A 14,601-nucleotide genomic window follows, 5' to 3' on the forward strand; every position below is an offset into this window, starting at 1 on the left:
TAATTAATTGCTTTTTACGTGCTTACTTGCGAAAATTCCTGCGGAATTTTCTTGCGTTCGTTTTGGTTTACTAAATTAGTTGCTCAAACACGCAACTAATCATACACAACAACGTTGTGCAACATCTGACCAAACTATGGCTAAGAAAATCGGAATACTACTTTTGACAATAATTTTGACACCGATTTTAGCGGGTATCTACGGAATCTTACACGACCAAATTTCTTATTCTATTTCGCCTGAATATTTTACGAAATTTAAGTTTGCTCAATTTGAATTCGGATTTATGTCTCAAAATAGGCCTCAATTAACAGCATCAATTGTCGGATTTTTATCAACGTGGTGGACAGGATTAATAATCGGAATTGTATTAAGTATTGTGGGATTGACTTTACCAAATTCCAAACTGATGTGGAAAAGTATAAAAATAGGAATAATACGAACTTTAGGAATAGCAATCGGAATTGGTCTTTTAGGAATAGTTGTTGGCGAATTCATTATTTCGGAAATTGATGGAAATTGGATTATTCCGAATAGTGTAACGGATAAAAATGCTTTTTTAACAGTCGGAACAATGCACACTTTTAGTTATATTGGTGGCTTAATCGGACTGATTTTTGGAGTGATTTATCAATTGCGCCTGAAAAAAGACGTTGCACAACACCGTATATAATTTATTGCTTGGTTCTAGCCTACTTACGAAAATCCTCGCGGATTTTCTATTCAGTTTTTATTTGCTAAATTAGGTGCTTAAACCACGCAACAAACCATATACAAACACGTTAGCTTTAATGCTCGAGCAAGTTTGCGGAATTCAAAAAAGCCTCTTTATTTTTTTGAGTTTTAAGAAAATAAAATCCAAAAAATTATGTTTCCGAATTTTTGAAAAAAACGATGAATTTTCACTCAAACTCTGAATTGAGTTGCGTCTGACTTTTTAGCTCGTTTGCGGAATCGAAAACTGAAATAATAACTCGGAATCTCACTCAATAGAAATTTATCAAGTTGCGGAATTACTTACTCAAACGAAAAATAACGCTATCGGAATTTTGAGCAACCTTGCGGAATCGAAAACTGCGGAATTTTCACAAGCTCTGAAAACAAAAATTAACAGAAAAACAAAAATTCGGAATGAATTATTAAGCGGACAAAAAAGCACTAAAAGCTAACACTGTATATAATTTATTGCTTGGTTCTAGCCTACTTACGAAAATCCTCGCGGATTTTCTATTCGGTTTTTATTTGTTAACTTAGTTGCTTAACCACGCAACAAACCATATACAAACACGTTGTGCGTAAGCTAAAAAAAGCATCTACAAAATTGAAATATATGAACAAAACAAGAGTATTTATTTATTCAATAATATTAATTTTAATAAGTAGTTGTGCAACTAGCAAAGCAGTAAAATACTTTAAAGAAGGAAAAACAAAACAAGAAAACTTTAAAGTTACTTTACCTTTCGAAATTAAAAATGGTTGGATAATTGTTCCTGTAGAAATAAATAATAAAAATTATAATTTTCTTTTTGATACTGGGACGCCAACTCTTGTGTCAAAAGAACTTGCTGAAAGTTTAAATTTGAAAATTATTGACTCTGTAAATGTTTCTGATGTTTTTAATAAAAAACAAACTAATCAATATACTAGAATAGAATCTATTGGAATTGGAAAAATAGATTTTGTTGAAACAGTAGCCTTAATAAATAATTTTAATTCAATACCAATGTGGTCTTCTCTCAATATTGACGGATTTATTGGGTCAAGTTTAATGCAACACGCTATTTGGGATATTGATTTTGATAAGAAACAAATTATTATAACTGACAATGAATCGAAATTAAGCTTACCTGAAAAAATAATTGAAAATAAGTTATTTATTGGTTATGCAGGAATACCTTCTATTGCTTGTAAAATAAATGGTGAAAAAGTTTGGAATTTTGATGTCGATTTTGGCTATAATGGAGATTTAGTTATACCTTTTTCCGAATTTGAAAAGCAAAAAGAAAATGGTCAAATATCAGATTTCACTGAATCTAAAACAACCGGTTCTATTGGAATTTATGGAAAACAAGACAATGCAAGGATATCTTACACAGGAATTGTTAATGAATTAGAATTCGGAAATACTATTTTAAAAAACCAAAAAGTATATTCAGAGCAATATTTGGGTAGAAGGTTTGGTTTAGATTTTTTTAAAAATTATCGAGTAATTCTAAATTGGAATAGTAAAAAAATAAAGTTAATAGAAAATAATAACTCTGAATAAAAGCCTACGCACAACAACGTATATAATCCATTGCTAGTACTAGCCTACTTACGAAAATCCTAGCGGATTTTCTATTCGGTTTTTATTTGCTAAATTAGTTGCTTACACACGCAACGTATCATATACAAAACCGTTACCCACAATAGTGGAACTTACTCAATCTCGGAATTAAATCCTCATATTACGCGGAATTTCTTACTCAAATCCTAAATAAAATNTATTCGGTTTTTATTTGCTAAATTAGTTGCTTACACACGCAACGTATCATATACAAAACCGTTACCCACAATAGTGGAACTTACTCAATCTCGGAATTAAATCCTCATATTACGCGGAATTTCTTACTCAAATCCTAAATAAAATCACTATTGACTTTTATTAATTTATAAAAATAAAATATTGTGCAAATATAAAATCTTGCAGAAATCTAACTCTTGCTGAATTAAAAATTTATTTTAATGAATCTGATCTTAAAAAGTTAATGTTACAGAATTTCTCACTCAAACGGATTAAAAAAATTAATGAATAAAAACGGCAAACTCTACAAAAACAAAAACTACTGTGGGTAACACCGTTTATAAAAAATGCTTAATTTAGTTTCTGCAAAGAGTAGGAGAGTGTCTGTTTATTTGGTTTTATGTCTGAATATTACAGAAAATTTATCGCACTTTTCATAAACAAAACCGTTGTAACCAATTTGAGAAACCGAATGGCAATTAATCAATTTATAACATACATACTGCCGAAAAAGGCGATTGAAATGAAATTTGGAGAAATACCAAATCAATTGGAAATTAAACATTCTGAATGGGAAAAGTTTTGGGAAAAATATACAGAATCTGATAACGAAGATTTAGAGCCTGAATTTGAAGATGCAAGAACAACAAATTGGTGGAAAGAGATAGAAGTTAATGTAGCGGAATTAGAAAAACAAATTGACAAAATAATTACTCGTGCAAGTTGGACTGACGATACAATTTGGAAAAGTGAAAAAGCGGAATTTGACCACGACGTTAGTCTTGGCTTAAATAAAACTAATGAATTTATCGATGAATTTATGTTTCGGACTGACTTAACAGATACTACTCTGAATTTCCTTAATTCAATGCTTGATATTTGTAAAGAAAATGATTGGATTTTAATGGACAGAAACGGAAATTTATGCAAACCGAATATTTCGGATTTAGCACAATTAATAAAAGGTTCAGATGCTTACCGATTTTTAAGAAATCCGAGCAAATTTTTTGACGAATTGAGTAATGAAAAATAAAAACGGGTTACAACACCGTATATAAAAAATTGCTGGTGTTGTGCTAAAACAAAAGTCGTTGCACGTTTGCTACGTCTGAATTTCCTTCGGAAATTCCTCGCACGCAAACCCGCAACTTTCCATATACATAAACGTTGTAGTTCATTACCAAATAACCAAACAAGGGTTTAATAAAACGAAATGGGGTCATTTTCAGATATACATATAGATAGCTACTCTGGATTTTCAAATAAAAATGGATTTTATCACGATATCGTCGAATTAATATTCACCTCTTCTGACTACAAAGAAGTCGAGGTAAAAGATGAAGATGGCGATATCTACCTAGAAAAATATTTTGAATCAAAAGTCAGTCATTGTCTTGATAGACTTAAAATATTTGGAACAACATTGAATAAGGCTAAATCTGAATATGAAAAAGCACAAAATGAATCTGAGTATTTTAAAGTTACAATAACTTATGATGAGTATGTAAATTTCATAAACAGTTGTATTTATTCCGGTAAAGGACAATATGAACTTGAAAAAACACATTCTGACATTGAACAAAAATTAATTGAATATGATTTTCAAATAGGACAATCAACTTCCTCTTGGCTATATTCATTACTTCAATCGTTAAAATCAGACTCAATAATAAAATATGATTTAACTTTTGTAATCAATAATGGTTGGGTTCAAGAAGATTTTATTAACGACTTAGATTTTAAAAAAATAATTATTTTAACGGAAGGTAAAACAGATACTAAATTTATTAAAGCAAGTATTAAACTATTGTATCCACATCTTGAAAACCACTATCACTTCATGGATTTCGGAGAATTGAGTTTGAATGGAAGTGCTTCATATTTAGTTCATAATGTAAAATCATTTATTGGTTCGGGAATAAATAACAAAATTATAGCACTATTTGATAATGACACAGCAGGCTTAAAAGAGATGAATCTATTAAATAAATTGACAATCCCAGATAACATACGAGTTTTGAGCTATCCCAATATTCAACTTGCAGATAACTATCCTACATTGGGTCCAACTGGAGAACAAAGAATGAATATCAATGGATTAGCATGTAGTATTGAAATGTATTTAGGAAAAGAATTACTCATTGAAGAAAATGATTTATACATGCCAATTCAATGGAAAGGATTTGAGACAAGTATGAATGCATACCAAGGAGAGGTTTTAAACAAAAAATTAATTCAAAAACGATTTGAAAATAAATTGAAAAATCGGAATGAAAATAATATTATTCGAGCTGACTGGGAAGAGATGTATCAACTATTGAACTTAATAAAAACAGCATGGGATTAAAACGAACTACAACAATGGCTATAATTAATACGGGTTTTGGTGCTTAACCCAAAGTTTAAAGCTTTTAACCAAGTCCGCCAAATCTTTTTGATTTGGCTTTATAACAAAAAAGATAAAACAAAATAAAAAGTTTTGGCTAAGTGCTTAATCGGAAATTAAGTATTTTTAATTACCGTACTAATCATAGCCTTGACCGTTGTGCTTAATTAAAAACGACATTAAAGAGCCTATGTAACAAAGTTGAATTATTAACCTATTATCTATCTAACCTATGGAAGATTATGTTTTTTGCTATTTGTTTAGTGATTGTTGAATTTTTAAAATCAGAAATTATGGAAAGATTGAAAATGATTATTCGTGAAGCGACCCTCGTGTGAAGAATGGAGCCTTTGCTTTAGAATAGATAGTAATAGATGAAAACTTAATTTTATTAGGATAGAGGGTTTTGGGGGTTCGAGTCCCCCGCTTCACACCAAAAAAAGAATTATGCAATTTGCAAGACATAAAAATATTCGATTACGAGCAAAAAATGCAAACTCTGGTGATATTGGAGAGTGCCTTTGGTCTGGATATCCTGTAAAGGCTAAAGTCGGAGAAATTCGTCAATATTGGAGTTATATAGGTGAGAAACCTATTTTTCCTGAAGGATATGAAAATGAATCTATTTGGCATCACAATTGGAAATCATTAGTTCAAGATGATAATTGTGAAATTATTTATGGAGAGAATAATGAACATAGAGCAGATATTGTTGGCAATAATAATACTATAATTGAAATTCAAAAATCTCCAATAGATATTAGAATTGTTCGAGAGAGAATAGAATTTTACAAAAATTTCTCTAACGAAAGAATGGTTTGGATAGTCGATGCCACCAAATATTTTAAAAACACCTTTGATATCGAAAAAAATGGAAAATTCTTCAAAGCAATATGGAAGAATAAAAGACAATGGACATACCTAATTGCTCAAAATCCAAATTGTAATTTATTTTTAGACATCAATCATAAAAAAAACAATCTATTAAAAACTTGGATAAATAAAGGCGAAATTTATTGTATGTTTTACAATAAAACTAGATTCTACAATGAGTATTTAAGTAATTATGGAACGTGTGAAAATGACGAAATAGTTATAGAAAAGTTGATTTCGGAAGAAAAAAACTAAGCACAACAATGGCTATAGTTAATACGGGTTTTGGTGTTTAACCCAAAGTTTGAACTTTAAATCAAGTCCGCCAAATCTTTTGATTTGGCTATTAAGAAGAAAAGATAATAACAAAATAAAAAGTTTTGGCTACGTGCTTAATCGAAAGTTTACTACTTTTAATTCCCGTACTAACCATAGCCGAGACGTTGTGTTTAATTAAAGCTACGACCTTAATGAAAAAGAAACTTTGTATTTATCTTGACCAATTTGCTGTCAGTGAAATGCTTGAAGTTGACATCACACCTGAATGGTCTAGAATTAAAAAATTACTATCAGAATTATATTCAAAAGAGATTATATTTTGTCCTTTATCAAGCGAACATTATTTTGAAACGTCTTGGAAAGAATATGACGAAGCTGTTAGTCACGACTTGTTTCTAAATAAGTTATCAGATGGTTATTGTTTCAAGACAGAAGCCTTTTTAACATCACAATTAATTTCATCTAGAATTAGAAAAAATAATATCACCTTAAAAACATATTTATATGAAAAAGTAAATCAGGTTTTTAAAGACTCTAAGAATTATAATTTTTTTCGAGAAAAAAACACAGAATTATTCAAAACAATAAAAGAAGTTGGTAAGAATAATAATGAGTTTAAAAAAACAACTTCAAACCAGAAGATGGATTTAAAAACTCAAAAAGCAATGTTTAATACTATGATGTTTTTGGAAGTTCAAAAGCTAATTGAACGTCTTGAAAAACTTTATGATAATGGAGAATTAATGATTGAGGGTTATAAATCTTCTGTAAGTGAATTCCCTAGATGGACAGACTTAATCATTGATATATTAATGAAGAAACATAAATTTAGTAAAAAAGAGGTTAAAAAATTAATCCTTGAATTAAAATCAAATGGTTTTAGAAATATTTCAAGCCTTAATATTCGATTTTCACTTTCTTCCTTTATGAACTTACATAGTAAGAAAGATACTTCTAATGACCAAATTGATATTTCGAGAATTTCTACATCTCTAGAGTTTTCTGACATTATGTTAACAGATAAAAAAAGAAAGTACGAAATACTTGAATTGAAACTTGATGAATTATATAATACCAAAGTGTTTTCAGGAACAAAAAATGATTTAAATAAATTAACTTTAGCATTAGAAAAACTAAACACAACATAGGCTATAATTAATACGGGGCTTGGTGTTTAATCCAAAAGTTAGTGTGTTTTTATAAAGTCCGCCAAATCTTTTGATTTGGCTTTAAAAATGAAAAAAGTAAAACAAAATAAAAAGTTTTGGCTAAGTGCTTAATCGGAAAATTAATCGTTTATTTATTCCCGTACTAATCATAGCCGAAGCCGTTAGCGGTCATTGCTCACTCTACTCAAAAACAAAATTAGATCACGAAAAAATGGTTTATAATAATGTGTATAAGGCACTCAATTTTTGCAGTTAAAAATTCAAAATAAATATCGGATCCAAACGATGCGCAACTGTTGCGTATGACTGACCTCACTCACATTCCACTTCTCCCAGCGGATAACCAAGCATTGCGAAACCCTTACGGCGGAATGACTTTTGTTATGGGCTAGTATTGCGCAATAAAAATCTTTAAATATAAAACGCCCGCTAACAATATGTATAAAAAATGCTTAATTTAGAGCATAATCTTAAGGTCAGTGCTTTGTTTACTTACTGTTGATTTTCCTACGGAAAATCCTCACGCGCAAACTCGCACTTTCCATACATGAACCGTTACCACACATTTGAGGAAAACCGTAATCATATTGATATTAGTGAGTTTGTTTTATAATTGTAAAACTGACAATACAAAAGTGGAACAGAAAAATGCGGAATTTTATTATCCACGAATTAAGAATTTTGAGAAAGACTCGACTCTGACTAAAATTTATTTGGATTCTATCAAAGATTATGGCGAACTGATTAAAATAGCGGATAGAATTGCTTGCAATGGAAAACTACCTGTTCTGAAATTTAGTTCTGACAAAAATGACTTCAATCTTTTAGTTTTTAAAATGTGTTCAGAATCGAATATTATAGCAGATTATTCGGGTAAAAATGTAATCTCAATCGAAAACAATACTGTAATTATAAATGACCAAATAGAAAAACCTTTAGACAGTTTAAAAACAATTTTGCGAAATCACATATTGAATCCAGAAAAGCAATTTGACTATTCACAAAATATTGAAAAAGCATTGATTTTTTACTACCAAGATAGCCTCTTTGGAAGAGAAGAAATTAAACGACAGTTTATAAAAATAGCCACTGAATTTAATAATCTAAATCGAAAAAATGGAGATAGTCTTCCATTAAGAATTAAATTGGTTGATTATCCTTATATTAGAATTAATATGCCGATTCCACCACCACCTGAAAAATAAAAACGTGTGGTAACACCGTGTATAATTAATTGCTTGGTCACTGCCGACTTACGAACATTCCTGCGGAATATTCTATCTGTGATTTATTTGCTAACTTAGTTGCTTAACCACGCAACTAACCATACACAAGACCGTTGTGCGTCATTTAAGGAGCGCGTTAACTAAATGAAAAGAATCAGTCACTCAATAAAGTTTTTATTAAAATCGGAATTGGAATATTTTCGAGAATAAAAAGAATAAAATGAGAATATTTCTACTTCTATTAATCCTGATTTTTACTTTCGGTTGCGCAACTCGAAATATGAAATACGACCGAAATAAAATCTTGAAAAAATATTCGACTGAATATAAAATGTTTGTGGACAATAAAAGAATGGATTTAGAAACCGTTTTTCTCGACAAAGACAATATTGAAAATATCCGAATTGACAAACGGACGAAAGAACTTAAAATTACTCAACTCAAACCGACTGAACTGTTTGAAATGAAAGACTTGAATTTAGATAGTTTATCTGCTGGACGAAGAGGTTGGAATAAGAAAAAAATATCATTAATTGTAATAGACGGAATTTCGTTAATAGATAGTTTAAAGGAAAAAACTAAAATTGACCTAAATGCAATTGAACATTTGGAGATTATAAGTCAAGAAAAACTGAATGAAAACACTATTTGGTGTAGAGGATTTGATGGAGACGTAATGATAATTAAAACGAAATAAAAACGAACGCACAACAATGTATAACCGCAATTACGGCGGATTCGACTACGTCCGAATCCACTCGGAATTGCTAACGTCTGTGCTAAACCGAAAAATTTGCGTACTTTAACCCGTAACTGACGGTTATACGAGACCGTTACCTGCAAGTTGAAAAAAATCGAAACTAACATAACAGACAGAACTATAAAATTTGTGGAATTTGATACCGCAAAAAACTGGATTTCGGATTTTCCGACTGACAATTGGTGTCTGATTTTAATTACGGACGAAAAACAAACGAATTATTTTGACGAAATAATCAGAAAATCAATTGACCGAAATGTTGGTTATATCTGTGGAGTTGGAAAACAAGCTGATTTGATTCACAATATGGCGGACGAAGAAATTGTATTTCGAAATGTTGACATTGACGACCATTATTTACCTGAACACGTAATAATGACTGTTGCCGATGAAGATTTTGAAAATGGAATTTGGTTCGGTCTAAATCTGACCTTTAATTTGGAAACCGATATTAATGAAATTATAATAGTGGATGTGACCAAAAAAGCGTTTGAGAAAACAACTGAATTAATAAAAAAATTAGAAAGCGGATATTTGCCAGCGGATTAAAAAACCTGCAGGTAACACCGTGTATAATTAATTGCTTGGTTTTAGCCAATTTACGAAAGTCCTTGCGGACTTTCTATCTGTGTTTTATTTACTAACTTTAGTGCTTAAAATACGCAACTAATCATACACAACAACGTTACCAACAAGTAAAAAAACGCATCCGAACAAATTAGGAAATGAATTTAATTGAACGAATTTTGGGAGATAAATGGAAAGAAGATATAGTTCTATCAAGTATACCTTTATGGAAATACGAAAATGAAATGCCTATAGCAAATGCAGCTGGTTGTTTAATTAGCTATAAAGGTAAAATTTTCATTCTATCCATTGCACACGCATCAATCGCTGAAAGTGAATGGAATGTCGAAGTTAAAGCTGTTGACGAAATAAATGGAGAGTTAACAACTGTTTATCAACCAGTGAATATGCAATGCCTTTCCGAATTCAGGCTAAACCCTAAAACTAATGATTTTACTGAACCCAAAATTGTTGACTTTACTTATAAAACAGTTCCTGACAATTTCACTTCAACAGATTGTTTAGGTTTTATAAACAAGAATGAATTATTACAAAGTAAAAGAACAATATTTTCACCAAACTTTGATTATGAACCATCAAAAGATAAAAAATATGGTTTCTATGGAAAAGTAAAATTTAACGGAGTGAAAGGTAAATTTATGGATTTTGAACACAGATTAGAAAGTGAATTGGAATACATTGGAAAAGAGAACGAATTTCTAGTTTTTAAATTACCACATAAATATGGTTCACATAAAAACTATATTGGCTGTAGTGGAGCACCAATTATTGATGAGGAAAACAATGTAACTGCACTCGTTTCTTATGGTTTAAAAAGCACAAATTGTATCTATGGTATTGATATATCAAAATATAGAGCTGCTTTAGAAATAGAAACCTTTAATTAATATTTAATTAAAATTATATGAGTTTTTTAAAATTATGTAACAATGATGATTTACTTGTTGTTCTTCAGAAAACGTTTAATGCTAATCCAATCAAAATCCCAGAAGAAAGGATTAAACCTCTAGTTGTATTTTCTGGAAAAAACAAAAAATACAAATACATTGGCAAAGTAGAAAACCTACTTACAGATTCAACATTAATAAACTTACAATTAGAGAATTCAAAAATGGCAAATCTATCAGCGACTAAATCAAAGTCGATTGACACAAAACTTGGGATACAGGTTATGGATGGTTTTCTACAAGGTTTTGGAACAAATGGAGTTTCATTAGATTTTGCGTTTAATAGTGTAAAAAAAGTTTCTTTTTCATTTCAAAACGTTAATAGGAGTTTTTTAGATATAGGAAAATTATGTTCTGAATTGAATAAAAGGAAATTTGACTTAACCCATCCTATTAACAAGAGTTTTCAACAAGAAATAGAGAAATGCATAATTATTGATAGTATAATAACCAGTGATAATTTTTCTATGAAAGTAGAAGAAGCAACTCAAACTGATTTCAAATTTGATATACCCGAAATACAGAACATTTTAAACTCTAGCGACAATAAAATTTCAGCTAATTCTTCTAATAGTCTAGAAATTTCATTTCAAGGAGAAATCCCTCTTGCTTTTGCTTTTTCAAGTTTTATTCTTAAGTGTGATGAAGACGGTTCTATTTATTATGAAGGAGAAGCAGATAAAATGCATTTAACTACCATTCCTAATAGCTCTGAAATTAACTTACCACAAAATATTGATTTATTAGAATCTGAATTTGGACTATTAGAAATAGAAAGATAAAATACCAGTTGGTAACACTGTATATAATTTATTGCTAGCTTCTTGCCTACTTGCGAAAGTCCTCGCGGACTTTCTTGGTCGGTAATTATTTACTAAATTAGTTGCTTGAAACACGCAACAAACCATATACAACAACGTTGCCCACAATTATGACGAACACCATTTTTCATAGTTCAAAATTCGAATTTAAGGGAATTCCAATTCCTGAATTTGATATGGAATCGGGAAAACTGATTAGATTATGCGTACCGAATTTTGACTCGAATGGAAACGACTTGGTACGTGATTTTCGTTACGAATTATTAAATCACTTTGAGAAAATAATACCCAAATCAAAATGGTCAAAAGAATATTCCAAAAGCGGAATTTTGAAATTATGGAAATCTATTACTGTCGAGGATTATGTTATTAATAAATTAAATGCTGACAAAACCAAAGCGAAAAAGATTGCGGAATATTTAGAATTGGATTTTAAAGAAAAAGTTGACAAACTGATTCTCGGAAAACGAAAAGCTTTGGCGATTAAATGCGACTTCGAAAAGTACGAAACTCTTATTTTTGATTATTACGGAGTTGGAGCTAACGAAATTGAATATTTAGAAAGAATTGTTGATGCGGAAATTGAAAAAGGAAAGTGCGGAATAGCGATAGACCGAATTGAATTTAATCAAAATGACGAAACGAATAAAAATATCAATCGTGCGGAAATAACTGTGGGCAACAATGTATATAAAAAATAGCGCAAGTCTTGCTAACACGAAGGTTTGGGCATTTTTGGAAAGTCGCCAAATTTTTAAATTTGACAAATTCCCAAAAATAAAATAATTAGTAAAACTTAAAAATTCGGCTTGTGTATCATCCGAAAATTATCGCTTATTTTCAGCGCTACTTTTCATATACGAGACCGTTGCCAATAATTATGAAAAACCTACTGATAGTAACATTATTACTACTTTCAAATCTTATTTTTAGCCAAAATGGATATTATGGCAATGAAAAGGAAATTGAGAATATTGAGAAGTACGGTAATGAGGAAATCACAACCGAAATTGATAACGAAATCAAAATTTTTGGAAATCTTTTAAAACCAAAAAACGAATTTGACAAAATTCTTGTAATTATTTCCGGAACTGGACAAATTTCTCAAAATGCTCACAACTACCTGACTGAATATCTTCTTGAAAACAATATTGCAGTTTTTAGATTTGACAAAAGAGGAGTTGGAAAGTCCACAGGAACATATGACGACCGAGCAGAAACCTACACGAACGATTTTGTTAGAATATTCAACCAATTAAAAAAACTGAAGTCAGTTCAAAATAAAAGGATTGGATTTCTTGGACATAGCCTTGGCGGAATTGTTTCAATTCAAGCATTTGAACAAGATATAAAACCAGACTTTTTAATTCAATGGTCTACACCAATTGGAAAACCACGTGAATTGATAAAATATCAGATTAATAATGGAATTAAAAACTACGATAATCTAATTGTTGGTAAATCCGATAAAGACCAAATCAAAACTTTAGATTACATTTTTGAATTAATTGACCAAAACCCCGAATTGAGTACTTGGGAATTGTGGAAAATAGCACGAAAAGAATCTAAAAAAATTGGAATTAAGAAAGAGGCATATGCTAATTATCTTCAACCACACAAAGTTGCGGAGGCGAGAATGGATAATACAAAAAACTATAAGAAAATTGAATTCCCAACTTTAGTGATTATAGGCGAAAAAGATATTTTGGTTGACCCAAAACAAAGTGAGATTGAATTAGAATATATTGGGAATCAAAACATAGAATTTAAAACAATTAGCGAATTAAATCACTTTATGACCAAAACAGGGATTGACTGGAAAACGAACGAAATTTATAATGTCGATTTAACTTTTAAAGAGTACATTGTGAATTGGATAAATAATATAAAATAACTATTGGCAACACTGTGTATAATTCATTGCTCGTTATAGCCTACTTACGAAAGTCCTCGCGGACTTTCTATCTGTGATTTATTTGCTAACTTTAGTGCTTAAACACGCAACGAAATCATACACAAACACGTTACCACAAATTTGAAAAAACCAAAGCAAGTTCATATAGACAAACTTTCATATACAAGTATTCCAATTACAATGTATTTAGATGAAACTCAACAGGAATTAGCTTCTGGAACAGGTTTTATTTATGAAAGGAATGATAAATTATATTTAATCACTAATTGGCATAATATCACTGGTCTTAATCCGATTACTAAAAAACAAGCTGGAGACCACGGAGGAATTCCTGATGTTATAGTTCTTACTTTACAAACTAAAAAAGAACCATTTATTGAATGGGGACATTTTCCAATTAATCTTTATGACGATAATAAAAAACCTGATTGGTTCATACATCCTGAACTTAAAGAGAAAGTCGATGTTGTAGCTATTGAAATAGAATATGATAAAGATTTTAAAGGTATTTTCAGACCTATTAACAAAATAAAATTTGACAATTATAATTTAGAAATATCAGACGATATATTCGTTATAGGTTTTCCTTACAAACTTAAAGGTGGTGGTCATTTTCCAATATGGAAAAGAGGAAGTGTTGCTACAGAGCCAGATATTGATTTCGAAGGAGTGCCAAAATTTTTCGTTGATACTGCAAGTAGACCAGGAATGTCTGGTTCACCCGTAATTTTCAAAAGAACCGGAATACACGGAGCAATAAACGGAATTATAAAACCTGACACCATAATTGGAGAAATTCAGGGCTTTGTTGGCATTTGTTCTGGGCGAATATTGGGAAAAACTGAATTAGAGGCTCAACTTGGAATAGTCTGGAAAAAGGAAGTGATTAATGAAATAATCGATGGAAATACTAAAGACGAAATAAACTTGTGGTAACAACGTGTATAATTAATTGCCTGGTTCTAGCCTACTTGGAAATTCCTGCGGAATTTCCTCTGGTTCGTTTCATTTTTGCTAAATTAGTTGCTTAACCACGCAACTAACCAAGAACTGTGTTAAAAAGCAAGTAATTATTAGTTTGTTTTCACTAAAATACTTCTATAGTTCTTATCATAAATCAATCCTGATTTTGCA

General features: G+C 30.4%; 14 protein-coding genes. All 14 read left to right on the forward strand.

All coding sequences use genetic code 11. The annotated features are described in order from the left end of the window. Window positions 1-136 precede the first annotated feature (136 nt). The 14 genes from AC0UBM_RS18105 (at window position 137) to AC0UBM_RS18170 (ending at window position 14,403) form a co-directional block, all read left to right on the forward strand. Entirely contained in the window at window positions 137-673 is a 537-nt protein-coding gene (locus AC0UBM_RS18105) for a hypothetical protein (RefSeq protein WP_475689593.1), read from the forward strand. 657 nt (window positions 674-1,330) lie between these two features. Beyond that, entirely contained in the window at window positions 1,331-2,266 is a 936-nt protein-coding gene (locus AC0UBM_RS18110; RefSeq protein ID WP_475689594.1) for a retropepsin-like aspartic protease, read from the forward strand. A gap of 709 nt (window positions 2,267-2,975) precedes the next feature. Further along, window positions 2,976-3,536, forward strand: a complete 561-nt coding sequence (locus tag AC0UBM_RS18115) for a hypothetical protein (RefSeq protein WP_475689595.1) — start codon at window positions 2,976-2,978, stop codon at window positions 3,534-3,536. 180 nt (window positions 3,537-3,716) lie between these two features. After that, window positions 3,717-4,850, forward strand: a complete 1,134-nt coding sequence (locus AC0UBM_RS18120) for a HEPN/Toprim-associated domain-containing protein (RefSeq protein ID WP_475689596.1) — start codon at window positions 3,717-3,719, stop codon at window positions 4,848-4,850. Between the two features lie 486 nt (window positions 4,851-5,336). Then, entirely contained in the window at window positions 5,337-6,017 is a 681-nt protein-coding gene (locus AC0UBM_RS18125) for a competence protein CoiA family protein (RefSeq protein WP_475689597.1), read from the forward strand. Window positions 6,018-6,232: 215 nt separating this feature from the next. After that, window positions 6,233-7,189, forward strand: a complete 957-nt coding sequence (locus AC0UBM_RS18130; RefSeq protein ID WP_475689598.1) for a hypothetical protein — start codon at window positions 6,233-6,235, stop codon at window positions 7,187-7,189. 656 nt (window positions 7,190-7,845) lie between these two features. Beyond that, window positions 7,846-8,415, forward strand: coding sequence for a hypothetical protein (locus tag AC0UBM_RS18135; protein WP_475689599.1), 570 nt, complete (start codon window positions 7,846-7,848; stop codon window positions 8,413-8,415). Window positions 8,416-8,716: 301 nt separating this feature from the next. Beyond that, window positions 8,717-9,133 carry a hypothetical protein gene (locus AC0UBM_RS18140; RefSeq protein ID WP_475689600.1) on the forward strand — a complete coding sequence of 139 codons (417 nt, stop codon included), beginning with the start codon at window positions 8,717-8,719 and terminating at the stop codon, window positions 9,131-9,133. A 147-nt stretch (window positions 9,134-9,280) separates the two neighbouring features. Then, a complete protein-coding gene (locus AC0UBM_RS18145; RefSeq protein ID WP_475689601.1) occupies window positions 9,281-9,745 on the forward strand; it encodes a hypothetical protein in 465 nt (154 codons plus the stop codon). A 176-nt stretch (window positions 9,746-9,921) separates the two neighbouring features. After that, entirely contained in the window at window positions 9,922-10,671 is a 750-nt protein-coding gene (locus AC0UBM_RS18150) for a hypothetical protein (protein WP_475689602.1), read from the forward strand. A gap of 17 nt (window positions 10,672-10,688) precedes the next feature. Beyond that, a complete protein-coding gene (locus AC0UBM_RS18155) occupies window positions 10,689-11,513 on the forward strand; it encodes a gasdermin (RefSeq protein WP_475689603.1) in 825 nt (274 codons plus the stop codon). 149 nt (window positions 11,514-11,662) lie between these two features. Beyond that, complete coding sequence (locus tag AC0UBM_RS18160) at window positions 11,663-12,253, forward strand: hypothetical protein (protein ID WP_414034179.1); 591 nt, start codon at window positions 11,663-11,665, stop codon at window positions 12,251-12,253. Between the two features lie 179 nt (window positions 12,254-12,432). Further along, entirely contained in the window at window positions 12,433-13,446 is a 1,014-nt protein-coding gene (locus AC0UBM_RS18165; RefSeq protein ID WP_475689604.1) for an alpha/beta hydrolase, read from the forward strand. Between the two features lie 141 nt (window positions 13,447-13,587). Continuing rightward, a complete protein-coding gene (locus AC0UBM_RS18170; RefSeq protein WP_475689605.1) occupies window positions 13,588-14,403 on the forward strand; it encodes a trypsin-like peptidase domain-containing protein in 816 nt (271 codons plus the stop codon). The last annotated feature ends 198 nt before the right edge of the window (window positions 14,404-14,601 follow it).

The sequence above is a fragment of the Formosa sp. F44 genome, assembly GCF_056238645.1.

Coding starts and splice junctions, on each gene's coding strand:
- AC0UBM_RS18140 (WP_475689600.1), top strand. CDS start 8,717: ATGAAATACGACCGAAATAAAATCTTGAAAAAATATTCGACTGAATAT.
- AC0UBM_RS18155 (WP_475689603.1), top strand. CDS start 10,689: ATGAGTTTTTTAAAATTATGTAACAATGATGATTTACTTGTTGTTCTT.
- AC0UBM_RS18120 (WP_475689596.1), top strand. CDS start 3,717: ATGGGGTCATTTTCAGATATACATATAGATAGCTACTCTGGATTTTCA.
- AC0UBM_RS18110 (WP_475689594.1), top strand. CDS start 1,331: ATGAACAAAACAAGAGTATTTATTTATTCAATAATATTAATTTTAATA.
- AC0UBM_RS18160 (WP_414034179.1), top strand. CDS start 11,663: ATGACGAACACCATTTTTCATAGTTCAAAATTCGAATTTAAGGGAATT.
- AC0UBM_RS18115 (WP_475689595.1), top strand. CDS start 2,976: ATGGCAATTAATCAATTTATAACATACATACTGCCGAAAAAGGCGATT.
- AC0UBM_RS18130 (WP_475689598.1), top strand. CDS start 6,233: ATGAAAAAGAAACTTTGTATTTATCTTGACCAATTTGCTGTCAGTGAA.
- AC0UBM_RS18105 (WP_475689593.1), top strand. CDS start 137: ATGGCTAAGAAAATCGGAATACTACTTTTGACAATAATTTTGACACCG.
- AC0UBM_RS18125 (WP_475689597.1), top strand. CDS start 5,337: ATGCAATTTGCAAGACATAAAAATATTCGATTACGAGCAAAAAATGCA.
- AC0UBM_RS18150 (WP_475689602.1), top strand. CDS start 9,922: ATGAATTTAATTGAACGAATTTTGGGAGATAAATGGAAAGAAGATATA.
- AC0UBM_RS18165 (WP_475689604.1), top strand. CDS start 12,433: ATGAAAAACCTACTGATAGTAACATTATTACTACTTTCAAATCTTATT.